Source organism: Flavobacterium phragmitis, from assembly GCF_900112575.1.
GTDB classification, from domain to species: Bacteria; Bacteroidota; Bacteroidia; order Flavobacteriales; family Flavobacteriaceae; genus Flavobacterium; species Flavobacterium phragmitis.
Window position 1 is genome coordinate 211,264 of sequence record NZ_FOMH01000002.1, and the last position, 26,332, is coordinate 237,595.

The window sequence follows — 26,332 nt, forward strand, 5'->3', positions numbered from 1 at the left end:
AGTAGACGGATATGAACTCCTATGGCTTGTTCCCAAAGGCCTTTTTATTTAAAAATCAAAAATAAATTACATTTTAATGCTGAAATAATTATGAAAAGAACTTTCATGATCATGAGTTTGTGCGCCTTAGTTTTTGCTGGCTGTAACTCCAAAAAAGAAGAAGAAAAAGAAGAAAAAACCAAATTTGTGGTTACAACTCCAATTGAAAGAGATACTACAATTACAAAAGATTACGTATCGCAGATACATTCCATCCAACATATCGAGATAAGAGCTCAGGAACGCGGTTATCTCGAAAAAATCTATGTTGACGAAGGACAAATGGTAAAAAAAGGGCAGCTGTTATTTAAAATTATGCCTGCACTTTACGAAGCAGAAATGAAAAAATCGAAAGCAGAAGTAAGTTTCAGCGCGATTGAATACCAAAATGCAAAAAAATTAGCCGATGAAAAAGTGGTTTCGCCAAACGAACTGGCAATGGCAAAAGCAAAACTGGAAAAAGCAGACGCCGAACTGGCTTTAAGCAAAGTGCATCTTCAGTTTACAGAAATCAGAGCGCCTTTTGACGGTATTATAGACAAATTTCATGTGCGTCAGGGAAGTTTGGTTGATGAAGGAGAATTGCTGACAGAACTGGCAGACAACAGTTCGATGTGGGTATATTATAATGTTCCGGAATCTGAATATCTGGATTATCAGGAAAAGGCTGAAAAAAGTGGAAAGATGAAAGTCAATCTTTTGATGGCCAATAACAAAAAATTCCCTTATTCCGGAGTGGTTGAAACTATCGAAGCGGATTTCGATAATGAAACCGGAAACATTCCATTTAGAGCCGTTTTTCCTAATCCAAAAAGATTATTAAGACATGGCGAAACCGGAAGCATCCAGATGCCGATTGAACTGAAAAATGCCATGTTGATACCTCAGAAAGCAACTTTCGAGGTTTTAGATAAAAAATATGTTTACGTAATTGACAAAAACAATACTGTAAAATCAAGAGAGGTGGTTATTGCTGCCGAAATGCCACATTTATTTGTTATTAAAGAAGGTTTATCAATCAATGATAAAATACTTTTAGAAGGGCTTCGTCTTGTGAAAGAAAATGACAAAATAGACTACGAAGTGGTAAAACCCCAATCGGTTATGTCCAATTTAGAGCTATATGCAGAATAACCGAATCTAAAAAAAGAAGCAATGTTTAATAAATTTATACATAGACCCGTATTTGCAATTATAATTTCGATTATAATTGTCTTTCTAGGTACGCTGTCCATCAAACAGCTTCCTATATCGCAATTTCCACAAATTGCGCCCACCACTGTAAATATCTTTATTGCGTATCCCGGAGCAAGTGCCGATGTATTGGTGAAATCTACCTTAATTACTTTAGAAAATTCTCTTAACGGTACAGAAGGTGTCCGTTACATGGCAACAGATGCTACAAGTGCCGGAGAAGCAACACTCAGAATAATATTTGAACCGGGAACCGATCCTAATGAAGCCGTAATCAGGGTTAAAACAAGAGTCGATCAGGTAATGCCATTATTACCTGAACTGGTTCAACGAGAAGGAGTTGTAATTACTCCTATTCAGCCTAGTATGTTGATGTATGTGAACCTTTATTCGAAAAACAAAAGCATGGATGAGAAGTTTCTCTACAACTATGCCGATGTAAAAATGATTCCCGAAATCAGCCGTGTAAAAGGGGTTGCGAGAACGCAAATACTAGGAAGCCGTAAATATGCAATGCGTGTATGGCTGAATCCTGACAGAATGAGAGCTTATAAAATTTCTGTTGAAGAAGTTATGGAAGCGCTTCAGGAACAAAGTATTATTGGTCGTCCCGGACGACTGGGACAAAGTTCCGGAATTGCAGCACAGTCCTTAGAATATGTACTGACTTACAAAGGACGATACGACGAGCCTAAAGAATATGAAAATGTTATTGTACGTGCCAATTCTGAAGGAGAAAGTATTCGCCTGAAAGATATTGCAAAAGTAGAATTAGGAAGTGAATTCTTTGATATTTACTCGAATCTGGATGGACATCCTTCTGCAGCAATTGTATTAAAACAAAATTACGGAAGTAATGCCAGCGATGTAATCAATGCCGTTAAAGCAAAACTGGAAGAAATGAAAGGCAGCTTCCCGCCAGGAATGGATTATAAAATCAGTTATGACGTTTCGCAGTTCCTGGATGCTTCTATCGATCAGGTAATACATACTTTGAGAGACGCCTTCATCCTGGTTGCTTTAGTGGTATTTATATTTTTAGGTGACTGGCGTTCGACTTTAATCCCAATTATTGCTGTTCCGGTTTCTTTGGTTGGCGCTTTCTTTGTGATTCAGCTTTTTGGAATGTCTATCAATTTGGTGACTTTATTCTCTTTGGTATTAGCAATCGGTATCGTGGTAGATAATGCCATTGTCGTCGTGGAGGCCGTCCATGCCAAGTTTGAAGAATTTCCGCATATTACGCCTTATCATGCAGTGAAACTGGTATTGGGCGAAATTGGAGGTGCTATTATCGCTATTACTGCCGTAATGGTATCTGTGTTTATTCCTGTTTCGTTCATGTCAGGACCGGTGGGAACTTTTTACAGACAGTTCTCGGTTACTATGTCCAGTTCGATTATTATCTCCGCAATTGTAGCTTTGACCCTTACTCCTGTTCTCTGCGCTATCCTTTTGAAAAACAATCGTGGAAAAGAGAAAAAAGGAAACATATTGACAAAATCTTTAGATGCTTTTAACGCCTGGTTTGAAAGACTTACCGGAAAATATGTGACAGTTCTAAAATCAATTGTAAGCAGGCGTGTATTAACTTTTGGAATCCTGATCGCATTCTGTGCTTTTATTTTCATTGAAAATCAGGTATTGCCTTCCGGATTTATTCCAAGTGAAGATCAGGGAACTATTTACGGAATTATTCAGACACCACCGGGAGCTACTTTGGAAAGAACCAATCAGGTAGCACAGAAACTGCAGAAAATCTGCGAAAGTGTTGAAGGAGTTGAATCGGTTTCATCATTGGCAGGTTATGAAATTATGACTGAAGGTCGAGGATCTAATGCAGGAACCTGTCTGATTAACTTAAAATCATGGTCTGACAGAAAACATTCTGTAACAGAAATCATGGAAGAACTGGAGAAGAAATCAAAAGATCTGGGCGCTGTTGTGGAGTTTTTTGAACCGCCTGCAATTCCGGGATTTGGTTCTTCAGGAGGTTTCTCTATGCGTCTATTAGACAAAACGACGAGTACCAATTATCAGGAATTCGATAAAATCAACAAACAGTTTATGACTGAGTTAGGGAAACGTAAAGAGCTTTCGGGTCTGTTTACTTTCTTCGCTGCCAATTATCCACAGTATGAACTGGAAATTAATAATGATTTGGCGATGCAAAAAGGAGTTTCTATTGGTAAAGCCATGGAAAACCTGAATATTTTAATCGGAAGTACCTACGAACAAGGATTCATCAAATTCGGGCGTTTCTTTAAATTGTATGTACAGTCTGATCCAAAATTCAGAAGACTTCCTTCAGATGTACTGAATCTTTTTGTAAAAAATGATCATGGTGAAATGGTACCCTACTCTGCTTTTATGACGCTTAAGAAAACGCAGGGACCAAATGAGGTAACGCGATACAATATGTACAACTCTGCAGCTATTCAGGGACAGCCTGCAAAAGGGTACACCACTGCAGATGCCATTAAAGCCGTGCAGGAAACCGCTCTTAAGACACTTCCTAAAGGCTATGATATTGCCTGGGAAGGTTTATCTTATGATGAAGCCGCAAAAGGAAATGAATCACTTTACATCTTCCTTGTTGTATTGGCATTCGTGTATTTTGTTCTTGCTGCGCAATACGAAAGCTTTATTATTCCGCTGTCTGTAATTTTATCTATTCCTGTTGGAATTTTAGGCTCTTTTGTAATTCTTCAAATGATGGGATTACAAAACGATATTTATGCGCAAATCGGACTAATCATGCTTGTCGGACTGCTGGGAAAAAATGCCGTACTGATAGTTGAATTTGCGGTGCTCAAGCATCAGCAGGGCGCTACAATACTCGAAGCGGCTATTGAAGGTGCAAAAGTGCGTTTCAGACCAATCTTAATGACTTCATTTGCTTTTATTGCCGGTTTAATTCCTTTGATTTTTGCTTCAGGTGCCGGTGCAATTGGTAACAGAACTATTGGAGGTTCTGCGCTTGGAGGAATGCTTTTCGGGACTATTTTCGGTGTGATTATCGTTCCGGGACTTTACTACATCTTTGGTTCGATGGCCGAAGGCAGAAAACTAATTAAAGGAGAAGAAGAAAGTTCATTGTCTGATGAGTTTATGCATCATGTAGATGAGTTTATGCATCATGTAGATGATTTTTCGAAAAACAATCAAATAGATGAAAATGAAGAATAACAGAAATATAAAATACGCAGGCATCGCCTGCGTATTACTCTCTATCGTTGGCTGTAAAACTCCTGCTATAGTAGAAAAAAATGAAAACAAAACAGTACCCGAAACTTACGCTAATAACAGTTTAGACACGCTCAATACCGGAAAAGTAAAATGGAAAACTTATTTTACGGATGAAAACCTGAACAGTTTGATTGATATTGCACTGAAAAATAATCAGGAGTTAAACATTACACTTCAGGAAATCGAAATTGCAAAAAGTGAAGTAAAAGCCAGAAAAGGAGAATACCTGCCGTTTGTAGGTTTTAGTGCAGGTGCTGATGTCACTAAATCCGGAAGATATACAAGCACAGGCTCAGGTGAAGCTACAACAGAAATTATGCCTGGTAAAGAAACACCGGACCCGCTTCCAAATTTTCGCTTTGCCCTTACATCAAGCTGGGAAATAGATATTTGGAACAAACTTCATAATGCTAAAAAAGCGGCTTTGAATCGTTATTTAGGTTCTATTGAAGGAAAGAATTTTGTAGTTACCAATCTGATTGCAGAAATAGCAGATTCATATTACGAACTTTTGGCTTTGGACAATCAACTGGAAATTATAAGACAAAATATTGATATCCAAACCAATGCCTTAAAAGTCGTAAAAATACAAAAAGAAGCGGCAAGGGTAAACGAACTGGCTGTAAGAAGATTTGAGGCGCAGATTTTAAGCACGCAGAGTCTGCAATTTGAAATACAGCAGCATATAACCGAAACGGAAAATAAAATCAATTTCCTATTGGGGCGTTTTCCTCAGAAAATTGCCAGAAACAGCGATACTTTCAGTACTATAGCTCCTGCAGATATTCATGCCGGAATACCTTCCCAGCTTCTGGAAAATCGTCCCGATATTAAAAAAGCAGAAATGGAGCTAATTGCTGCAAAACTCGACATTAAGGCCGCTAAAGCTAAATTTTATCCATCGCTGGGCATTTCAGCAGGAATTGGTTATGAAGCTTTCAATGCCAAGTATCTGCTGACTTCTCCAGAATCTCTATTGTATTCCATTGCGGGCGATTTGGTTGCTCCTTTAATCAACAGAAATGCTATTAAGGCTAGTTATATTACTGCAAGCGCCAAACAAATTCAGGCAGTTTACAATTATGAAAGAACTTTGGTAAACGCTTATGTTGAAGTTGCGAATCAGCTTTCTAAAATTCAAAATACAGCACAAAGTTATGATTTGAAGTCAAAACAGGTTCAGGCTTTAAACGAGTCTGTACAAATATCCAATAACCTTTTCAGTTCTGCGAGAGCAGATTATATGGAAGTTTTGCTAACTCAGAAAGATGCTTTAGAATCTAAATTTGAACTTATTGAAACCAAAAAACAGCAGATGAATGCCTTTGTAAATGTTTACAGAGCATTAGGAGGCGGCTGGAATTAGTAGTTTTCATTTTTATTTATTTTTGAAAAAGAGACCTGTTTTTCAACAGGTCTCTTTTCTGCTTTCCGCTTAATCCCGGATCAAATTTAAAATTAATCCAGCTGTATAATTCCTAAGCGTATGCCCTTGAGGCGATAGAGTCTGTCCGCAATCTTCCGTTGCATCTATCATGATTTTATCAGCTCTGCATCATTTTCAGAGGCCGTTAAAAAATAATTGAGATAATACATTCCATCTTTACCAGCTATTGCCAATTTGGCCAGCCTCTGCAGATCATGCAACTTTCGGCTTAGAATTTTAATTCTGCACTGTTTCCAGACCGCTTTTATCCTGATTGCCTGTTTTGTTTTCATTTCTGTGCTCTTTCAGCAGATCCTTCACGCAGGCCATATTTTAAAACATTAGCTTCTTTTTCCCGATAGTAGCCTCATCGGCCATCCGAAAGGTTTTCCACTATAATTCCAGCAGTTGGAGCTGCAAGGGTGTATTTTTTCCCATCCTTTTCATAATAGGCGCCTGTACAATAGTAATTGCTGGCCTTTCAGGTAAGATACGCCTGTAACTTCCATCCACTTGAGACGGAATTGCATAAGGGGACGCAATATCGTGTTGAGATGTTGCTCAGATGCACGCTATTTTTTTCTTAACAATGCATCATTCCTGTTCTGATTAACAGTATTTCAATTTCCTGTTCTGCTATGTTATGACTTCTTTTATTGGCAGTGAATGCCTGACATTCCGGAAAGCGGGACTGTTACTGAAAATTATTTCTATATCCAGGCATTAGTATAAAGGCAACAGTTTACCTAGAGCTAAAAGCAGAAGTTCACACCATTAGGGCTTCTGCTTTTTGGCAACAAAAATAAATAAACGACTGTTTTCCAACTGCTACATAATCAGCCTTACCCCACCGAGTTCTGACACCCGATAGGAGAATTTATCCCCTGGAGAAGCGATGAACATAAAGTTTTTTGGGATTGCCCATTCTTTGGAAAGCTTATCTATAAGATCCGGACCGAATATTCCAATAAGCTCGATAAACTCTATATGAATCTCGGGATAAGCCCTGTCAAGCACTTCAAGATCTTTTTTAAGTTCTTCATTGCTATTCCCCTCATGATGGACATTTACAATCTTAAGCCTTCTGGTAGTCTCATTGTTCTGCACATACTGCATTACTTTGTTTAGTATCGCCACGTCATCCCCTTTTGTAAAAAATACAAATTCCTGGGAATGGATTTTATGCTGTAATTTTCGCAGATAGCGGTTACTTATAATGGCAAATCTGCGGACAGGTTCATAGAAATATTCCAAAATATCGACCATAGTCTGTATCAGCATGGATCGATTTAGCATAATGAGTACAAATAAAGCTGCTGGCACTAGATAATTAATGAAAGTGTAAAAAGCCGTCTTATTTAGAAGAATATTTCCTGCAAATCCAATTATTATAAATGCTATCGCAACCACTACCGCTATTCCCCTTGCTTTTTCAGGTCTGGGCAGTTTTCTGCGCTTTATTTTCAGAAGCAGATTTCCAATTCCAAAAAGCGCCATAACGGCAAGAAAAGAAAAAGTGTAAACACCGGCCAATGATTCAAGTCTCCCTTTAGTAACGGCCATAACAGACAGGCAGAGCACCAGAAAGCTGACTATGATCCTGTAGCTTGATCCCCTTTTGTTTTCTTTAAGAAAATAATTAGGCAGTATACGGTCCAGAGTCATTCTTTTAAGAAGTCCTGATACCCCTACAAAAGAAGTAAGAACTGCTCCGCACAAAACAAGAACTGCATCAATGGAGATCAGCCATGAAAGCCATTCTCCGCCTGTGGCATGCCCCATATACGATAAAAGCGATTCCTTATGCTCTCCAAGACGGGCAATAGGTATTATTGCAATTAACAGAAGGGCAATCACAGGATTAAAAAAACTGACAATCGCCCACATATTCCTGAGGGTTTTAGGAAATACCCCTGCCCTTTGTTCTTCCACAAAATTAGCAGAACTTTCAAAACCTGAAATACCAAGCATTGCTGCCGAGAAGCCCAAAAAAAGCGTATATAAGATACCATTTGAATTCAATGGCAGTTCCCAGTTAAGATTAAAAGTATTTAATCCATTGTTTAAAACGAAAAAAACTGAAAATACTACAAGGAGTATCAGTGTAACCAAATGAATTACAAATATGCACACAGCGACTGTAGCCGATTCGCCTATTCCTATAATTGCAAGCATGGTAAATAAAACCAATACGACTGCCGCCGCAATAAGGATATTGAGTCCGTCAAATATGGTATGGAGATAGTGCATGGCCTCGGTGGCTGATATAACTGCTGTTGTCATATAGGACAGTACGGTCAGAATAGCGGCAAATGAAGCTATTTTTTTTGTTGATGTATTAAGCAGCACATTATAAGCTCCTCCGTTAAGAGGCAGTGCGCCAACAACTTCACCATAAATTTTCCGAAAAAGCAGCAGCACAAATGCTACAATTAAAAGTGAGATCCAAGCATACTGGCCTGCATAACCAATGGTAAGAGCAGAGACGTACAGACAGGAAGAGGTAATGTCATTGCCGCAGATGGCAGTTGCCTGAAGTTCATTCAGTTTTTTAGCAATATGATTTTTCATAAAAATTAAAGGTTATTATCAGCTATGGCTTAAGGCTTTTAAACCTTTATTTTTTTTTATAAGGCTTAATACCTCTAATCACAAAGTTAAGCCTAAATTAATAATTTACCCAACAAAAGCTCTAAAAGTCCAATAAGGCTGATTCATCTGCTATCTGAAAATATTCAAAAAATAGAAGTATTCAGAATTTTTCTTGGAATCGGTTTTTTATATGGGTAACTTTGAAAATACTAATTATCAGTTCACCTATTGCAAAATTGTAGTTGTGTAAAAATAATTCGTTGCTGCTTATATCAATAACCGTTGATCTAATATTTATCATTATTTCCTAGCTTTCACTGTCTTGAGACAGCACTCTTTGAGCTTTTTTCAACTAAAAATATTGATGGCAAAATTTGCATCTATTTTATGCTTCTGTAATTGAAGGTGTTCCATTAGTTTAATCTTTTTCAATCGAAATATTAAAAATTTTCTATGGATATCTTAAAAACAACCTTTTTAGACAACACTATGATAAGCTGGCTAATAGCAGCCGGAATAATAATAGCTTCTGTAATTATTGTCAAGACTGTCAGAGCTACCGTAATTAAAAGGCTTAATCGCTGGGCTATGAACACCAAGACTACCTGGGATAATTTTATTATCGAAGTGGTAGATAAATCTGTGCTGCCTATATTGTATATCACTGCTTTTTATTTTGCATTGCTCACACTTAAGCTTCCAGAGGACATTGCTAAAGTCATCCATACCGCCTACATGTTTGCTTTTACATTTTTTGTCCTTAAAATTATCAGTGCCGCCTTTAAAAAATTTGTATATTCTTTTATCCAGAGATCCGAAGAAAGCGAAAGCAAACAAAAACAGGCAGGGGGGCTTATTGCCATTGTCAATATTATTATATGGATTTGCGGCATTATATTCCTTATTGATAATATGGGCTACAACGTCACTACGCTTATTGCAGGACTGGGTGTCGGAGGTATTGCAATTGCCCTTGCTGCACAAGCCGTTCTGGGGGATCTTTTCAGCTATTTTGTCATCTTTTTTGACCGACCTTTTGAAATTGGCGATTTCGTGCAATTGGGATCTGACAATGGAGTGATAGAATATATTGGCATCAAGACCACACGTATCCGCACGCTAAGCGGAGAACAGCTGATCTGCTCCAATACGGACCTTACCAATTCCAGATTGAGAAACTATAAAAGAATGGAAAAAAGACGTGTTGTTTTTTCTCTCGGGGTTACCTACCAGACCACGCATTCCCAATTATCAGAAATACCTAAAATTGTAAGGGAAGTTATATCCTCAAAGCCCCAGCTCCAATTTGACAGAGGGCACTTTTCGGGATACGGCGATTTCAGCCTGAATTTTGAATTTGTGTATTACGTGCTTGATGCGGATTATAACCTTTATATGGATAACCAGCAGGAGGTCTATCTTGAAATTTTTTCTGCTTTTGAGAATCGGGGTATCGATTTTGCTTATCCTACCCAAACCATCGTTATGGACAAAGAATCCAGATTGAACTGAATGGCATTCTGTTTAAATTCTCAATTCCGGCTATAATTCTAATACGCTTTACCAAAATTCGAAGCAGCGCTGAAACTACCACTTAAGGCTGTATTCAGTAATGCAGATTTCTAAACAAGGACATACGAGCAACAATGGAAGCTATCTGATCAGTCTGCATAAAACTCTTAATATGGAAAAAAATAATAAAAAAACAACTTTTGATAAAGGAGTCACCATTCCCGGACTGCTATTTATTTTGGGAATCTGCGCATTTACAGTGTTATTTCCCAAACCAACTGAAATAATACTTGAAAATATTAAAAATTTCATTTTTATAAATCTGAACTGGGTTTACGTCTGGTCCGTTACAATATTTGTAATCTTTCTGGTATATCTCATGTTCAGCAAGTATGGAAGCATCAAATTGGGAGATAATGACAGCAGGCCTGAACATTCTTTCTTCTCTTGGATATCCATGCTTTTCGCGGCGGGAATGGGAATCGGTCTGATGTACTTTGCCGTTGCGGAACCTATGTCCCATTATTCTGATGATGCATTTGCTGCCGATCAATACATCAATCAGGCAAAAAATGCGCAATTATATACTTTTTTTCACTGGGGCATTCATGCCTGGGCAGTTTATGGCCTGGTGGGGCTCTCACTTGCATATTTTACTTATCGCTATCGCCTGCCTCTATCCCTTAGAAGCTGCCTTTATCCGCTCTTAAAAGACAAAATTAACAGCGGATGGGGCAATGCCATAGATGTTTTTGCGCTGTGCAGCACTTTCTTTGGAATTACAACCACATTAGGTTTCGGAGTAGTGCAGATTAATTCAGGCCTTAAGGCTTTAAATATAGTATCCGACACTAACTTCATATCTCAGGTGAGCATTGTTGCCGTATTGGTCTCACTGGCTATTTTCTCAGCCATTTCTGGAGTCAGCAGAGGAATTAAAATTTTAAGCAATATTAATACAACGGCCGCGATAGTCTTAATGCTTTTTGTGCTCATTGCAGGACCAACCGTATATATTATTGGAAGCTTTACCGAGGGTCTGGGGAATTATATAAGCAGCTTTTTCACCATATCTTTCAACACACACGTGTATGACGAAAAGTCCCTGCCATGGTTTTACAACTGGACGATATTATATTGGGCATGGTGGATTTCGTGGGCACCATTTGTGGGATTGTTTATAGCGCGCATCTCAAAGGGACGTACTATAAAATCATTTATAGCGGCAGTACTTCTTCTGCCGACAATATTCAATTTGATTTGGATGTCCGTCTTTGGCAGCAGCGCCATCTGGACAGACTTTCATATAGCCTCAGGAGGACTAAGCAGCCTGGTAAATAATTCTGAAGCTTTGATGTTCAGCTTTTTGGAGTACCTGCCTTTTCCCCTGATTTCAAAGGCACTGGTTATCATGATTGTAATTATATTTTTTATGACCTCTGCCGATTCGGGAATTTTGGTGATGGACAGCATTGCTACAAAAAACTCTCAATCCTCCCCGACATGGCAGAAAATATTTTGGGGCGTACTGCTTGCTGCTCTGGCCCTTATGCTTTTAAAGGCGGGAGGGCTGAAAGCACTCCAGACTATGACACTTATAACTGCCCTGCCTTTTGCAGCGATCATGCTTTTTATGGCTGCTGCGCTAATGAAAGGCCTCTTTATCGATGACAGATATTACCAGCGCAATTTTTCCGTATCGACCGTACCTTGGTCGGGAAAATTATGGAAAGAGCGCTTAAAACAGATTGTTGCTTTCAAAGACAAGCGCTCTGTAGAGGAATTTATTATCATTAAGGCAGAACAGGCCTTTACCGAACTGAAGGATGAATTTGCTTTGAGGGGAATTCAGGCATCAATCAGATCTTTATCAGATCCTTTTAGTGTGGAGCTCAAAATTTCGCATGATTTGGTGCATAATTTCATATACGGCGTTAAGCTCGAATCAAAAATGGTTTCAAATAATCTCGTTGAAGAGCAGAATCTGCCTGAATTCCAAAACAGCAGAACTTACTATCCTAAAACTTACTTTGGCGATACCAGAGCAGGATACGATGTGCAATATTTTACTAAAAATGAACTGATCAGTGATGTCCTGAAGCATTACGAAAGATTCATTGATATTACTGCAGAGCAGTCAAACGAAATGTTTACCAGTAAATAAGTTGAAAAAGCTGCCCTTTAGGATAATCTTAGTTTTATCCCTGCAATCGAATCAATGATATCAGCCCGGCTGCATTGGAAATACTTTTGTGCCGATGTTCGGGACAAAAGATCGCTTCGCAAGTTCTATAGCACTCGGGAAGAAAGCATCTCGGGAAGAGCAGCTGAAAAATAATGTCAAAAAAAACTGTGCCGGCCTCTGATATCAGATGCCGGCTGACAGTTCCAAATTCCTTGTTAATTTAGTCCGTGCAGAATTATGCGCTTCTGCACCAGAGGTTTATCGCCAATGCCGCTGTATAATACAAAAAAAAAACGCAGCAGCAACTGCTAGACTGTTAACGAAGTCTATAAAAAGTGGTGCGAGGCAAAAACAGCTTCAAGGCATAAACCTTCGAAAATTGGCTTTTTTTTAAGTGATACTCTATATTTCTGCTTTTGGATTATTTGCGTAAAAAATAAATTACCTTTATCGGGCATTACCGCTTTATGAGAAATTAAAATTTATTTAAGCTTTAAATCCAATCCTATGAGCCAAGAAGAATTATTGGTATTAATCCGCAAAAAAGATGAAAGAGCTTTCACCCATCTCTACGATATGTACTCAAAAAGCTTGTTTTCGGTCATAAATGTTCTGGTAAAAAACCGGGAAGAAGCCGAAGATGTCCTGCAGGAAGTCTTTGTGAAAATCTGGAAAAATATCGATAGCTACAGTGAAAGCAAGGGCAGGTTCTACACATGGATCCTTAATATTGCAAGGAATACATCGATTGACAAGCTGCGGTCCAAAAATTTCAACAACACCCGAAAAAACCTTTCCTCGGATAATTTCGTAAATATGTTAGATGACAGCAATAAATTAGCTAATAAACTAGATGCAATTGGTATTCAGGAGTTCGTTAAAAAACTGAAACCAAAATGTATTGAGATTATTGATCTGCTGTTCTTTAAAGGATATACCCAGAAGGAAGCTTCAGAAGAGTTAGCGATACCTTTGGGAACTGTAAAGACACAAAATAGGAACTGTATCAACGATTTAAGAAATTATTTAAAGATATAATGGAAGTGAAGCAATATATTGAATCAGGCATTTTAGAACTGTACGTTTACGGCCTGCTTACAGAAAAAGAGAACCTGGAAATCGCCGAACTTGCCAGAGGAAACCCTGAGGTTAAAAGTGAAATCATTGCTATAGAAAAAGCTCTTTCAGCCTTATCATCAAGCTTCTCACCTTTCTACTCGGTTGCCAATTTCGACAAAATAAAAGCGCGTTTAGAGCTTAAACATACTAAAGTTGTCGATATAAAACCAGCATCAAACCTGCCGCAATACTTGGGCTGGGCGGCTGCCGTATTACTGCTCTTAGGTTTTGGATATCAGACTTTAGAACTGGCAAAATCCAAACAGGCATTCTCTGAGGCTGGAGGCGAGAAAAATAAAATTGAAAGAGAATATGCTTTTTTAGACCAGCAGAATAAACAGACTGAGAAAAATCTGAGCATTGTGAGAGACATTAAAAACACAAGCGTTGCTCTGGACGGACAATCCATATCTCCGGCATCATTTGCAAAAGTGTACTGGAACAAAGAAACAAAAACGACTTATATCGACGCGGCAGGTCTGCCAAACCCACCAAAAGGAATGGTTTACCAGGTTTGGTCTTTAAAACTAAGTCCGGTGCTTACTCCTACAAGTATTGGTCTGCTGGATAATTTTGAAGAAAACTCTCAAAAAATCTTCGCTGTAAGCCAAACCGATTCAGCTGAAGCTTTTGGCATCACGCTGGAACCTGCAGGGGGAAGCCTTACACCTACAATGGAACAGCTTTATACTTTAGGAAAAGTCTAATTCTATAAAAATCCTAACTAAAAAGCGCATATTGATCCTTTTCAATATGCGCTTTTTGGGATTCAATGGCGGAACTTTACCCAAATCCCTTAGTCGTAGTAAAAAAATCTAAAATCATCGTCAAATTTTGATTTGAATAGTTTCTAATGATAATATTTTAAATTTGTGCAGCGTAAGTAGAATTTTAAAGCCTGCTTTAAATAATTAGACACTTTCGACTGATACTTTATTTAATTAAAAAGTTTACGTTTTAGCGTTCAACGCCGACGATGCTTATAAAACGTTTTTGACCAATAATTTCAAATAGTAATCTTCCAAATTCACTTTAAAAATAAGATAAACTGAAGCGCAGCCTAAGTTAAAAGCCAACAGGATTCGAACACCAAAAATGGAATAGCCCCATACTCCTTTTATTTAAATTTCTATTTAATTGAAATAATGAAAATCCATTATAAATGGTTAACTATTTATAATTTATTGAATTTTCCGCTCTCACTCTCCGATTATCAATTATTGCTCAGCTGAGACAAAAAATTAGTTTTCTCCTCAAGCGTTTGGTGCGACGGCCCGCCTTTTTTATAACATGAATCAATGATGTAAGGCAATTTTTAGTAGAAAAGCTAATTATAAAATTAATTAATAATTATGTAATTATCACCAAATCAATTGGTCTAACTTTACAAAATGGGGAATTGATTACTCCCATGCAGAATTAAGTAAACATTTTTTGGAAGATTATGTTTATGGACAAGCCCGTCGCAGCGTGCAGCGCAGCTGACGGGTTCTATTTTTGCATGGCTTGTTTCAGTACTCTGGTAAGCTTTGAAATTGAAGCTGATTAAGCATTTATGACAGATTGATTTTGTATTTTTCTTCTATTGGTGAAGAAGCCTTATCCGGTGCAAGCTTTCCTATCTGAAATACTTTTTCAATGAATTCAATGCTTTGATCCACTGAAGTGTTTTCATTTTTTAAATGGCTCGCAAAATGGTTTGTTAATTTTTGAATAATTCTTGAACTGATTAAATCCATCTGTGCATCATCAAAATGGGCTGTTTTCCTTTTTTGAAAAGCAAATTCTGCTGATACAATATCATTTAGCTTGGATTTTAAGGCATGAATAGTCGGAGCACATTTTCGGCCGTTCACCCAGGTATTCAGTTCTAATTTCAGATCATCAATAATGGCTTCTGCAGCAGGAATATGCAGTTTTCTTCTTTCCAGCGTGTCATCCGTAATTTGAGACAGATCATCCAGATGTATCAAAGTTACACCGGGTATTTCTTCTACATTGGCATCTACATTGCGCGGGATGGATAAATCCAGAATCAATAAGGGTTTCTGTAAAGCAAGCGATGTTTTGTCAATAGTGGGATTTTGTGCTCCTGTAGCTACAACCAGCACATCGGCCTGCTGCAGTTCCTGTTTTAAATCAGCATAATCTTTTACAATAACATTCAGCTTGCCAGCCAATAATTCGGCTTTGTTTTTTGTTCTGTTTATAAGGGCAATATGGCTGTTTTTAGTATGTTTTACTAAGTTTTCGCACGTATTTCTTCCTATTTTCCCCGTTCCGAATAACAAAATATTTTTGTTTCCAATATCCGCCACATTTCGGATGATATACTGCACTGATGCAAAAGAAACTGACGTTGCACCGGAAGAAATTTTCGTCTCCGTTTTAACTTTTTTGCTCGCCTGAATAACTGTATTTACCAGCCGGTCCAGAAATGTATTGACCAAACCTTCCCGTTTACTATTGTTAAAGGCGGTTTTAATCTGGCTGATGATTTCAAAATCACCCAGAATCTGACTGTCTAAACCTGTTCCTACCCGGAACATATGGCTGACAGCTTCTTCATTCTTATATATATAAGCAGCCTGCTGAAATTCTTCTACAGAGCCATTGCTGTTCTCGCAAAGCAGTTTGATGAGTTCATAAGGATGATGGGCAAAACCATAAATTTCAGTTCTATTGCAGGTAGAAGTAACAACCAGTGATTCTATGCCTTCTGCCTTGGCCTGCTGCAATAAATCAGATTGTGCTTTAGAATCTAGACTAAATTTTCCTCTTATAACTGCATCTGCTTTCTTATAGCTTAGCCCTAATGCGTAAAAAGTAGTGGATCCGGACATAGTAAAATTTTCCATATTTATGGTTTCCTTAAAAAGTTCAAAAATTAGTAACTGCAGATTTATATAACAGCGCCGGAAATGCTTTTTAGATCACTATGGAATAAATGTACTTAAACTGCGGTTTTAGATAATTTCCAGGTATTATAAAGCTAACTAACAGGTTTTGAAAAATATTTATATACTTCAAATAGTATTGAAATATAAAACGCTGCCTTTTTCAGGCAGCGTTTTGAGAAGAAATTTATTTTTGAACTATAGGAGTTCTCAATGATTCCAAAACAGCAACTATATCGGTATAAAGTTCTGTATTTGAAGCAACGCCATTCGCATTGGCAGCAGCTCCAACATATCCTTCAAATTTTGTATAATCTGCATTGCTGGATTTTGTTCCCATACGAGGATTTTTTGCAGGATCATGAGCAGCTGACATACTCAAACCAGAATATGTATTTACAGCATTTGTTCCTCCCGTATTAAACGAAAAGAAATCAGTCAGATTATCTGATAATTTAGCAATATTGGTAGACTGGGTAGTTCCCGTTTCTGCCAGCAAAGGAGCAAAATGTGCCTGCAGATTGCCTGATGCGTTCGATTGGATATCAGCAACAATCAATCCGATAGTTGAATTTACCACTTTGCGGAAACTTAAACGTCCCTGCTCGATCATCTGGCCGGAATTATCAGGATCAGAAACCATTTTAGTTCCGCCTAAACGCTCGTAGATAGAAGCTTTAACCGGTGCTGGGGTTTCGTCGTCATTACTGCTGCAGGAAATCATAGCTGCCGATGCAGCAATTAGTACACTAAGTGTAAGTTTTGAATAAACTTTCATAAATTTAAAGTATTAAAGGGTTAATTAAAAAAACGATTTATCTTTTGAGACAGTCTATAGCTCAAACTATTTTGATTCATTGGGCAGACTTCTTTGTCTGCTAAATTTGCCGGCAGTATATAACGCTTCGCATCGTAACGTCCTTTAGCCATCAGCTCGTTGAAAACTTTCTCAGAGTTTGTAATTTTATTATTGTGAAAGTACACCACAACATTTCTTTTAACGATGATAGAATCTGATGTCAGGCCTTTTATGGTTCTCAGGTCGGCACAGATTTTTCTGGCCTGCAGAGAATCGATGTCTGATTTAAAATCGATTCTGCTTACCTGAAGATTCGGGGTGTCATAAACGGGCGGTTTGGCCGTTATAATGTGAAAAAGCAAAATCGCGGCAAACAGTACAAATATGCCGCTCAGAATTAAAAGTCCTTTTTTGATTATTTTATTAGTTTTCATAATTTTTATGGTTTTAAAATTATCTACGTGTACTTGATCAATGCGGTTTTAGAAATAGCAATAAATCGATCAATTTAGAATCATTTTAAATACAGAAATTACCTAATAATTTAATTATAAAGCAGATACTAGAAAACCCTGGCAAGATTAAATCCAAAAAATATATCTCCTTTTGTCCAGTCGCCAGTGGTTCTTCCCAGATACCCAGCCTCATCAATTGCCTGTGAACTGGTAAAATGCATCTGGAAAACATGACCGCCGGTTTCCAGATCAAAACCAATAGACAGCGGATTTTTATAAAGAGAATTTGGCGCCCTGTTTAAATGCGCCGCATAATCCATATTTAAAGACCAGCGCTTTGCGAATTTATACCTCCCTCCAAATCCTATGGCATATTGGGAATTGCTTTGGTCTACGTCTTCAACAAAATTTTGATGAAAGAATGACGGCACAATTTCTAAAGACAGCTTTTCAGAAAATTTTCTGGAAATCAGCAGCTGCGCTACATAAGTCAGCCTGTCTTTAAATTGAAGTTTCGGATACAGGCTTTCTTTTAATGTGTTATTAATAGACAAACTATTAAAGCCCGCGATAGTAACAGGAAAACCGTCTTTTATTTGAGGAAACAGCATATACTTTGTCGCAAAATCATAAGCAAATTCACTCCTGGCGGCACTTAGGTTGAGTCCATTTGTTAGACCGTAAATAAATTTAATCTGCGTATTGGCATTATCGAGTCCGTAAAACCCTTCAAAGCCGTCTTTAATTGAGCCGAAACGATGTGCAACAACAAAATACAAATCGCCTTTTGCTGCCAATTTTGTAGATTCGAGATTAACAATTTTTAAGGCTTTGAATGCAGAAGTCACTTTTTCTTTTACAGAAGGAGTTTCTACCCCATTAAGCAAATCGGTTTGAGAGAAGGTTAACAGCGGAAATAAAAAAAGTAGTAGAATAAAGTTTTTCATGTGGTTAGTTTTAAATTGTTATTTGCATTAGTGTACAACTGAAGATTGGTCTATTTTAAATTCCTGGAGCAGTTCGTCATATCCTAAAAAACGCCCTTTAATTTTTAGGTTTTTCCCGGATATAATATTTTGCGGCAAACGGTCTTTGAATGTCACAAATACTTTTTCGCCCATAACAATACCATTGCCGGCTTTATCGATACTAGTTACCCTTGCAGATAGTTCAATTGTTTTGTCCTGATATTTGATGTAAGCCAGAGAGTCGTTTGAAGTATACTCTCTCTCCAGTCCGCTGACCGTTACAGCATAATCGGCAGTTTCTGATTCTATATTTCTATGCCCTTTGTAGATGTAGAGGTACGCTGAAATTCCGATTATTATAAAAAGGAAAATTGCAATTAGTATTTTTTTTCTCATAACTGGTTTTTAGTATTTCAAATTATCTACGTTAAAAAATACCTATTGGATTTAAAACATTAAATATGCCTCTTGCCAAATCTGTATTATTCTTTTCAACGTATATGATTTTGAAATGCCTGATGATCCTTAAAAAAATCATGCATTTATTTATAACTAAAAACCAATCTTATGAATTTAAAAACCCTTTTCGCCATTTCATCATTAGCATCAATTTTTGTAAGTTGTGCCAATGACGATCCAAGTACTTTAATTGACTCTACACCAATGAATGGTTTGGCAACATACAACCAAAATGTAAAATCTATTATTGATAATAACTGTGTTGTATGCCATGCGGCAGTTCCTAAAAATGGCGCGCCAATGTCTTTAGTTACTTATGAACAGGTAAAAAATGCAGTTTTAAACCGTGGACTGCTGACACGAATTTCTTTAGAAAATGGAGATAGTTCCTTAATGCCGCAAGGTGGACCAAGATTGCCTCAAGCTACTATCGACATTATAAAAAAATGGAATCAGGATGGATTATTAGAAAAATAATCTATAACAGCAACATGAAGAAAATCATAATAATGCCAATGCTATTGGCTTCTTTTATTGTCTTTTCACAGGAAAAAATAGTAACTAAATCTGCAACAATAACTCTGGAAGCTTCAGTACCTTCTTTTCAGCCGGTTGCAGGAACTAACAGCAATGTAACTTTTGTTTTGAATCCCGCAACTGGAGAAGTAGCAAGTCTGGCTTTAATGAAAGGATTCCAGTTTGAAATTGCATTGATGGAAGAACATTTTAATGAAAATTACATGGAAACCGATAAATATCCAAAAGCTATTTTTAGAGGGCAAATAGAAGGATTCGACATTAAAAATCTAACTGAAGATTATAAAGATTATATCATAAAAGGAAAATTAGAAGTGCATGGAAAATCCAGGGATATAAGTGCCGATGCAAAAATTACAAGATCGGGTTCCAGAGTCACCCTTATATCTGATTTTGAAGTAAATGCAAGTGATTTCAACATTCCAATTCCAGCGCTTATTAAATATAAACTGGATAATAAAGTCAAAATTCAAATTATTGCAGTTTTAAAATAAGACTGCGCAAAACAGGATGATTTTATAAAAAAATAAAGGCGAAATAATGAAAAAAACAATACTTATTGCAATGCTGTGTGTTTGCGCCATTGGCGTATCACAAGAAAAAATGGTCAGTAAATCAGCAAAAGTCATTTTTGAAGCTTCCGTTCCTTCTTTTGAAGAAGTTAAAGCAGTAAACAAGAATGTTACTTTTGTTTTGAATCCAGCAACAGGAGAGATTGCAAGTTTGGCCCTGATGAAAGGTTTCCAGTTTAAGGTTGCTTTAATGGAAGAACACTTTAATGAAAATTACATCGAAAGTGACCAATATCCAAAAGCAGTATTTAAAGGAAAAATAGAAGGTTTTGATCTTCAAAGCCTAAGCGCAGATGCTAAGGATTTTATCATTAAAGGCAAATTACAACTCCACGGTAAATCCAGGGATATAAATACTGCTGCAAGGATAAGCAGATCACCATCAGGGGTCAGCATTTCATGTAATTTCAGCGTAAATGCCAGTGATTTTAATATTGAAATCCCAAATTTGGTTAAAAGCAAGCTTTCCAATAAAATAAATATCCAGGTTGCCGCAGTCTTAGGGTCCAATAGGCAATAACCGCCTAAAAACTATCTTGAAAAGTCAATAATTTTTTATATAAAAAAAATGCAGGAAGAAATAAAAATTGAGGACGGTCTTACCCTTATTCGTTTCCAGAACGACAGTTCAGAATCTTTTTTTGCACAGCACGAAATTAGTGCTGGCCTGTTACAGTTTCATTTCGGACTAAAAGGCAATGCATTGTTTTTGTCCAATCATGATCATTGTGCTTTAGAATTGAAAGAGGAAAAATCCCTGATTTTGTGCAATCTGCAGCATCAGTCATTGCTTAAGTTAGAACTTTCTCCAAATTCATGGGTGATTTCTGTTATTGTTTCGATTAATAAATTTCACTCGTTATTTTCCGTTCAGGCAGATTATATTTCTATTTTAAGCCCCGATAAGAAGAAAAAAAAGTATTATGCCGAAGGGACCATTTGTCCTTCTATGGCTGTTGTTTTGAGCCAGCTGTTTCATTACAGCCTTCATCCTTCCCTAAAGAACCTTTATTATAAAGGAAAAGGATATGAATTATTGAGTTTGTATTTCAATAAAATGGAAGATCCAAACGCACTGCAATGTCCATTTTTGATTGATGAAGATAACGTGCTGAAAATCAAAAAAGCCAGAGAAATACTTATCGCTAATATGGCCGAACCGCCAGGATTGCAGCAGCTGGCAGATGAAATTGGACTGAATATGAAAAAATTAAAAATAGGCTTCAAACAAATTTATGGTGATACGGTATACGGTTTTCTGTTTGACTACAAAATGGATTTCGCCTTAAAACTATTGGACAGCGGTTCTTACAATGTAAATGAAGTCGGGCTGAAAATAGGATACAGCACCGGAAGCCACTTTATTGCTGGATTCAAGAAAAAATTTTCCACAACCCCAAAAAGATATCTGATGTCCATTAATACCAATCATAAGAACAGTATCGCTTTTATAGATTAGGGCATAAATAAAATATATTGATTAATTTTAAGAAGCAACAAGTACTGAGTTTGAGGAAAATTAAAACAAAAACGATAATGAAAGGCGTATTATTAGTAAATCTTGGGTCTCCAGAAAGTCCAACTCCAAAAGATGTAAAACCTTATTTAGATGAATTTTTAATGGATAAATACGTGATCGACGTTCCCTATTTATTGAGAGCATTATTGGTTCGCGGTATTATTTTAAGAAAAAGACCAGAAGAATCAGCGCACGCTTACGCAAAAATTTGGTGGGATGAAGGTTCTCCTTTGGTAGTATTGTCTGAAAGAATGCAGAAAAAGGTTCAGCCTCTTGTAAATGTTCCAGTTTCTTTAGCGATGCGTTACGGAAGCATGACAATAGAAAAAGGACTTCAGGAATTAAGTGATAAAGGAGTTACAGACGTAATGCTTTTTCCTTTGTATCCGCAATATGCAATGGCTTCAACTTTAACTATTTTAGTAAAGGCCGAAGAAATTCGCAAGAAGAAATTCCCTCACATGAAATTTATAGATGTTCCGGCATTTTACAATAAACCGGATTACATCAAAAACTTAGCCGATTCCATTCAGAAACATTTAAATGGTTTTGATTACGATCATTTATTGTTTTCTTACCACGGAATTCCAGAACGTCATATTCGCAAAACCGATGTGACCAAATCGCATTGTAAAATTGACGGATCCTGCTGCAGCACACCATCGCCGGCGCACGAATTCTGCTACCGTCACCAATGTTACGAAACAACAAGACAAGTCGTAAAATTATTAGGTCTTTCAGAAGACAAATACAGTCTGACATTTCAATCCCGCTTAGCCGGCGATAAATGGCTGGAACCTTATACAGATGTTGAAATTGATAACATGCCGGCAAAAGGAATCAAGAAATTGGCGGTTGTAACACCGGCTTTCGTTTCGGATTGTTTAGAAACTTTAGAGGAGATCGCCATGCGCGCCAAAGAAGATTTTGAAGCAAAAGGAGGAGAAGAGTTTTTGGCAATTCCATGTTTGAATGACGACGACCAATGGTGCCGGACAGTGGGTAAATGGATTAGGGACTGGTCAGAATAATCCTGATCGGGCACTTCTCTATCGATCCATTAAATTAATCGGATGAGATTTGAAATATTTCTGATATGCTTTATATAAATTGTTAATTCCTAAACCTATAAAAAATAAAGAGATCATATTAGAAAATGCAGACTTATAAAACGGATTTATGTTCTGAAAAACGGCATGCACAACGACGATGAAGATCAACATTGCCAGAAAAACTCCAATCATAGTTCCGGCTAAATAATAGTGCTTCAATTTTTTTTTAGGATCAATATACCCCTTTTTTAGCAGATACAAATTCCAAGCTGTCCAGAAAGGCAGCTGCAAAAAATTAAAAGCATTTAAAACTAGTCCCATTACAAAAGGGGAATAGCTTCTGGATCGCATAAGAAATTCATAAGATGATGTCTGATGGCCACTCCCCTTATAAAAGACATAGGCTATTGCAAACATTAATACTATTGAAAATATATCTATTATTACTAAAAGTTTCCTGATCCTTACCAGGCCATCAGCAAAATAAAGGGTAAAATAAACAACAAAAGATTCCACAAAAATTATCCCCAATAAAAAAAGCATTAAATGATACAGCCCTGAATCTGAATAAATTTCCAATCCGGCAAAACTTAAATACCCGGGCAGGACCGATCCTAAAAAGCCTACCACAAATCCAGAGGTAAAATTCATGAACTGTTTCATCTTAAAAATTTATAATTTTACTGTTGTGTCTTACATGCAGCTTATATTCTTTGATGCCTGTTTTATAATCCAGATAGGGTACTCCTCTTCTATGGTTTTGCGTACTTATTTCATACATATAGGTTATATGTCTGGCCAGTTCATTCCATGCGAACCATAGGGAATGTTTGGGATCATAAATATGAGTAGGTTCGCTTGCCGCACCGTTTAGTTCGACTATTTGAAAATTTTTTCCCTGTTCTAATTCTTCGAAAGTATGATACATGATATCAAAACGTCCGAAATAGAATTCCGGAATCTGAACAGCAATCCTGTTAATTGTCTCGGTTAATTCCGGCGTTATCCACTCACTGCCGTCAAGAAATTTTGCTCCGCGCGCATGATTGCCGAAAGGAACTAAATTCAATGTTTCATCCTGAGGTAAAATCTGCTGCAGCTGTTTTCCATATTCTTTTTTTAAAGCATCCATTTGGAGTTCAAATCTTGGATTCTGTTTAATCAAATCTTCAATGGTAGATTTACCGTCTCCCTTCACAATCAAAAATTCTTTAGAAACGATTCCAGTGATTTTTCCGTTTTTCTGAAACGGAAGGCGTACATAAAAAATCCCTACTTCTTTTTCAAACGAAATGAGATCCTGCAGTAAAAAATCAAAGTTTGCTTTACCTGCATAATCAGCCAGCTCAGAAACAGATTTGATTTTTTTTACCCCAGAACCCCTCAGTCCAATGTCGGGTTTTGCGATTAACGGAAAATCAATTTCATTTTCCTCCAATAGATTTAGGATCTCTTTAAAATCAGAATTCTCGTGAATCAAAATAGTTTTCGGATAATGTTTTTTGGGCAGCAGATCGTAAATCTGTTTTTTGCTTTCCATCATAAACCCGCCATTTTTAATTTTGGGATTGGAAGCATTAAAGAAAAAAACAGATCTGGCCTTTATAGCGTAATAGGCCCAAAGAAAATAAATGGGAAAATATAAAACCTGAAACGGCCAGTATTCCCAATTGGTAACTTTATGAAAAAATAACTTCATTGTTTTCGATTTTAAATTTGAATAAAAGAGGCCGAAAAATCTTTGTTTTTAACTAAATCATAATATTTCATGGCACCTTTATTTTGCTCTGTTACTACCTGAGTTACACTTAAGGTTTTCATTATATTTTCTCTGTTGATGATTAAACCGTTTTGCACATCATCAGTATGAGTGTTTTTATGAAAATGAAGCATATCCGGAGCCGAGATTTCATTTTTGTCTTTGATGAATTCAAAAAACCAATCAGATCGTTTTTTTCTAACCTCTTCGGGATACAAAGTAACCGAGGACCAAATGTAACTCTGCGTTTCATCCAGCTTTGCTGTTCTTTTGGCGGAACCATCCCAGATCAGTTCGTATAAACTTTTCTGCTGATACAAAACCAGCGTAAAAGGTTCTATGTTTTCGAGATTAATCTGTTTCCAAAAATCTTTTGGAGAATCATTTTCGATAATATCCAGTACAATTAATCCGCGGCTTTTTCGATACGGAAGAATTGGCGTATGTTTTATAATTCCTCCATTTAATAAAACCGCGACCGTTCCGTTTTCATCAACGGCAAACCAGGTTCCTCCCGCTTTTGAATCTTTAGGATACATAATTTTTTTTCCGTTGCGACTGTAATTTCGCGGCACAATTGCGCCCGGCCGAATTACTTTTTCATCCCTGTTTGAGGTAATAATGGCAGCCCCATTATTATTTACAAAACTTACTGTACACATTGTTTTCTATATTCGATTGTGGAACTTGCTACACCAAAATTTTCATTTAATGAGACATTTTCAAATTGCAAAACAGCTACTTTTATTAAAGCCTGATGATGGATGCAGTGTTCTAAATTATAAAGCAGTTCTCTATAATAATTACTCTGAATCCTGAAAGTAAGTCCGTCAATCATTTGTTCTAAAAAAAGAATTTTATTGTGTGACTTTAGACCTTTTTTTATTTTCAGAATACATTCAATTGCAAATTGAGTTTCGGTTTCAATACGTTTGCTGCGTTCTCTGCTGTCATAATTTAAAACTTCAGATTCATAACTGTTTTCAAGACATTGAAACATTTCAATAATATGGCGCATGTGTTCTCCAATACTTGAGCTGCTCAAAGCCGCACAAGGCTTTGAATATAATGGATCAGATAACTGGTTTAATAAATCTGTTAACTCATCTAAACTTTGGTTTATTGATTTTATCAGCATGATTATTTTGTTTTTAGAAGGTTAATTATTTTGTTCTTATTTAAATAAAGCAATCCTAAACAGCATAGAAACGTAATCAGAGCGAGAGTAAACAAAAGCCCGCCATCGTTTTTAACTTCAATTCCTAAAACAAAAAAATGCGAAAAGACAGCGCCCGTCATAACACCAATTCCGCCTAAAGCGCCTAGCCACGTTGTTTTAGGAATCAAAATTAAAATCGCAAAAATCAGTTCGGCAATTCCAGATCCTAATCGCCCGTAGGGCTCAATCCCTAAAGTCGAAAAAATATACACACTTTCTGGTGCTCCTGTAAATTTAAAATACAAAGTCTGCAGTAAAATTACAGATGCCGTCAGCCTCAAAACCCATGTTAATACTTGTGTTTTCATGACCCTAGTTTTTATATATTTTTTTCCAATTCGTATCTGCTTTCCCTTTTAAATTATCCTGATCTTTGTTCCAGCTTTTCAATGTATTATTAAAATAGGCATTGTAGAACAAATACAGTCTGCCATCAACAATTTTAAAAGTTTCCGGATTTATTTCGACTTTTTCTCCGGTGCTCCCCATGGCATAAGCACACCAGCCGCCATATTGAGGTTCGTATTTTGATGGATTTTTTAAGAATGCATTTTTATTTTCAGCAGAAGAAAAATTATAAGTCACGCCCTGATACGAAACCAAAACTTCTTTTTTCCCTTTAACTGCTTTTCCCTGATTAAAATATCCAACAGGATCATAACCCTGGATACCTATCTTGTTTTCTAAATTATACTGGCTGATTCTTTTTGCATCGTTTTGAGCAAATGAACTGCCTGAAATTAAAATCAATAACAATAATGCCAGCTTTTTCATCTTTAC

General features: G+C 36.9%; 25 protein-coding genes and 1 pseudogene. 12 read left to right on the forward strand and 14 right to left on the reverse strand.

The window, feature by feature from the left end; all coding sequences use genetic code 11:
* Positions 1 to 90 precede the first annotated feature (90 nt).
* From BM289_RS03760 to BM289_RS03770, 3 genes are read left to right on the forward strand one after another with little or no spacing between them, the layout of a single operon-like run.
* Positions 91 to 1,173, forward strand: coding sequence for an efflux RND transporter periplasmic adaptor subunit (locus tag BM289_RS03760; protein WP_091491540.1), 1,083 nt, complete (start codon positions 91 to 93; stop codon positions 1,171 to 1,173).
* A gap of 21 nt (positions 1,174 to 1,194) precedes the next feature.
* Positions 1,195 to 4,422 carry an efflux RND transporter permease subunit gene (locus tag BM289_RS03765; protein ID WP_091490974.1) on the forward strand — a complete coding sequence of 1,076 codons (3,228 nt, stop codon included), beginning with the start codon at positions 1,195 to 1,197 and terminating at the stop codon, positions 4,420 to 4,422.
* Complete coding sequence (locus BM289_RS03770) at positions 4,412 to 5,848, forward strand: TolC family protein (protein WP_091491541.1); 1,437 nt, start codon at positions 4,412 to 4,414, stop codon at positions 5,846 to 5,848. Before BM289_RS03765 ends, BM289_RS03770 begins: the two co-directional genes overlap by 11 nt.
* A gap of 167 nt (positions 5,849 to 6,015) precedes the next feature.
* Here the strand turns inward: BM289_RS03770 and BM289_RS03775 are convergent, their stop codons facing one another.
* The 3 genes and pseudogenes from BM289_RS03775 to BM289_RS03780 all read right to left on the reverse strand — a co-directional run bounded on the left by BM289_RS03775 (position 6,016) and on the right by BM289_RS03780 (position 8,479).
* Complete coding sequence (locus tag BM289_RS03775; protein ID WP_091490976.1) at positions 6,016 to 6,201, reverse strand: hypothetical protein; 186 nt, start codon at positions 6,199 to 6,201, stop codon at positions 6,016 to 6,018.
* A 74-nt stretch (positions 6,202 to 6,275) separates the two neighbouring features.
* A pseudogene (locus BM289_RS25830) lies at positions 6,276 to 6,338 on the reverse strand (hypothetical protein); the annotation flags it as partial.
* 398 nt (positions 6,339 to 6,736) lie between these two features.
* Complete coding sequence (locus tag BM289_RS03780; protein WP_091490977.1) at positions 6,737 to 8,479, reverse strand: APC family permease; 1,743 nt, start codon at positions 8,477 to 8,479, stop codon at positions 6,737 to 6,739.
* Positions 8,480 to 8,953: 474 nt separating this feature from the next.
* On the opposite strand from BM289_RS03780, the gene BM289_RS03785 reads away from it, so the two are divergent.
* The 4 genes from BM289_RS03785 to BM289_RS03800 all read left to right on the forward strand — a co-directional run bounded on the left by BM289_RS03785 (position 8,954) and on the right by BM289_RS03800 (position 14,023).
* Entirely contained in the window at positions 8,954 to 10,012 is a 1,059-nt protein-coding gene (locus BM289_RS03785; protein ID WP_091490979.1) for a mechanosensitive ion channel family protein, read from the forward strand.
* 172 nt (positions 10,013 to 10,184) lie between these two features.
* Positions 10,185 to 12,176 (forward strand): BCCT family transporter, encoded by a 1,992-nt coding sequence (locus BM289_RS03790; protein WP_091490980.1) that lies wholly within the window; start codon positions 10,185 to 10,187, stop codon positions 12,174 to 12,176.
* A 528-nt stretch (positions 12,177 to 12,704) separates the two neighbouring features.
* Positions 12,705 to 13,235, forward strand: a complete 531-nt coding sequence (locus BM289_RS03795) for an RNA polymerase sigma factor (protein ID WP_091490982.1) — start codon at positions 12,705 to 12,707, stop codon at positions 13,233 to 13,235.
* A complete protein-coding gene (locus BM289_RS03800; protein WP_091490983.1) occupies positions 13,235 to 14,023 on the forward strand; it encodes an anti-sigma factor in 789 nt (262 codons plus the stop codon). Before BM289_RS03795 ends, BM289_RS03800 begins: the two co-directional genes overlap by 1 nt.
* A gap of 846 nt (positions 14,024 to 14,869) precedes the next feature.
* Here BM289_RS03800 and hemA read toward each other — a convergent pair.
* From hemA to BM289_RS03825, 5 genes are all read right to left on the reverse strand, one after another.
* Positions 14,870 to 16,174, reverse strand: coding sequence for a glutamyl-tRNA reductase (hemA, locus tag BM289_RS03805; protein ID WP_091490985.1), 1,305 nt, complete (start codon positions 16,172 to 16,174; stop codon positions 14,870 to 14,872).
* Positions 16,175 to 16,400: 226 nt separating this feature from the next.
* Positions 16,401 to 16,991, reverse strand: coding sequence for a globin family protein (locus BM289_RS03810; protein WP_091490987.1), 591 nt, complete (start codon positions 16,989 to 16,991; stop codon positions 16,401 to 16,403).
* 20 nt (positions 16,992 to 17,011) lie between these two features.
* A complete protein-coding gene (locus tag BM289_RS03815) occupies positions 17,012 to 17,446 on the reverse strand; it encodes a hypothetical protein (RefSeq protein WP_091490988.1) in 435 nt (144 codons plus the stop codon).
* Between the two features lie 128 nt (positions 17,447 to 17,574).
* Positions 17,575 to 18,414, reverse strand: a complete 840-nt coding sequence (locus BM289_RS03820; RefSeq protein WP_091490990.1) for a DUF5777 family beta-barrel protein — start codon at positions 18,412 to 18,414, stop codon at positions 17,575 to 17,577.
* A gap of 27 nt (positions 18,415 to 18,441) precedes the next feature.
* A complete protein-coding gene (locus BM289_RS03825; protein WP_091490992.1) occupies positions 18,442 to 18,831 on the reverse strand; it encodes an OB-fold protein in 390 nt (129 codons plus the stop codon).
* Between the two features lie 171 nt (positions 18,832 to 19,002).
* Between BM289_RS03825 and BM289_RS03830 the strand changes: the two genes are divergently transcribed.
* From BM289_RS03830 to hemH, 5 genes are all read left to right on the forward strand, one after another.
* Positions 19,003 to 19,371, forward strand: coding sequence for a hypothetical protein (locus BM289_RS03830; RefSeq protein WP_091490994.1), 369 nt, complete (start codon positions 19,003 to 19,005; stop codon positions 19,369 to 19,371).
* Between the two features lie 14 nt (positions 19,372 to 19,385).
* Entirely contained in the window at positions 19,386 to 19,925 is a 540-nt protein-coding gene (locus BM289_RS03835) for a YceI family protein (RefSeq protein ID WP_091491543.1), read from the forward strand.
* A 46-nt stretch (positions 19,926 to 19,971) separates the two neighbouring features.
* Positions 19,972 to 20,523, forward strand: coding sequence for a YceI family protein (locus BM289_RS03840; RefSeq protein ID WP_091490997.1), 552 nt, complete (start codon positions 19,972 to 19,974; stop codon positions 20,521 to 20,523).
* Between the two features lie 48 nt (positions 20,524 to 20,571).
* The gene (locus BM289_RS03845; protein WP_091490999.1) at positions 20,572 to 21,462 is read left to right on the forward strand and encodes an AraC family transcriptional regulator; all 891 of its coding nucleotides are present in this window, start codon (positions 20,572 to 20,574) and stop codon (positions 21,460 to 21,462) included.
* Between the two features lie 77 nt (positions 21,463 to 21,539).
* The gene (hemH, locus tag BM289_RS03850) at positions 21,540 to 22,553 is read left to right on the forward strand and encodes a ferrochelatase (protein WP_091491001.1); all 1,014 of its coding nucleotides are present in this window, start codon (positions 21,540 to 21,542) and stop codon (positions 22,551 to 22,553) included.
* A gap of 18 nt (positions 22,554 to 22,571) precedes the next feature.
* Here the strand turns inward: hemH and BM289_RS03855 are convergent, their stop codons facing one another.
* The 6 genes from BM289_RS03855 to BM289_RS03880 are packed head-to-tail and all read right to left on the reverse strand — an operon-like array spanning position 22,572 to position 26,326.
* On the reverse strand, positions 22,572 to 23,237 hold the full coding sequence (locus BM289_RS03855; protein ID WP_091491004.1) for a hypothetical protein: 666 nt from the start codon (positions 23,235 to 23,237) through the stop codon (positions 22,572 to 22,574).
* Position 23,238: 1 nt separating this feature from the next.
* Positions 23,239 to 24,273 (reverse strand): ATP-grasp domain-containing protein, encoded by a 1,035-nt coding sequence (locus tag BM289_RS03860; protein ID WP_091491006.1) that lies wholly within the window; start codon positions 24,271 to 24,273, stop codon positions 23,239 to 23,241.
* Positions 24,274 to 24,284: 11 nt separating this feature from the next.
* The gene (locus BM289_RS03865; protein WP_091491008.1) at positions 24,285 to 24,995 is read right to left on the reverse strand and encodes an NRDE family protein; all 711 of its coding nucleotides are present in this window, start codon (positions 24,993 to 24,995) and stop codon (positions 24,285 to 24,287) included.
* On the reverse strand, positions 24,983 to 25,471 hold the full coding sequence (locus BM289_RS03870) for a hypothetical protein (RefSeq protein ID WP_091491017.1): 489 nt from the start codon (positions 25,469 to 25,471) through the stop codon (positions 24,983 to 24,985). The genes BM289_RS03865 and BM289_RS03870 overlap by 13 nt, the downstream gene beginning before the upstream one ends.
* Positions 25,472 to 25,473: 2 nt before the next feature.
* Positions 25,474 to 25,860, reverse strand: coding sequence for a DoxX family membrane protein (locus BM289_RS03875; RefSeq protein ID WP_091491020.1), 387 nt, complete (start codon positions 25,858 to 25,860; stop codon positions 25,474 to 25,476).
* Between the two features lie 4 nt (positions 25,861 to 25,864).
* Positions 25,865 to 26,326: a YHS domain-containing (seleno)protein gene (locus BM289_RS03880; protein WP_091491022.1), complete on the reverse strand. Its 462-nt coding sequence runs from the start codon at positions 26,324 to 26,326 to the stop codon at positions 25,865 to 25,867.
* Between the last annotated feature and the right edge of the window lie 6 nt (positions 26,327 to 26,332).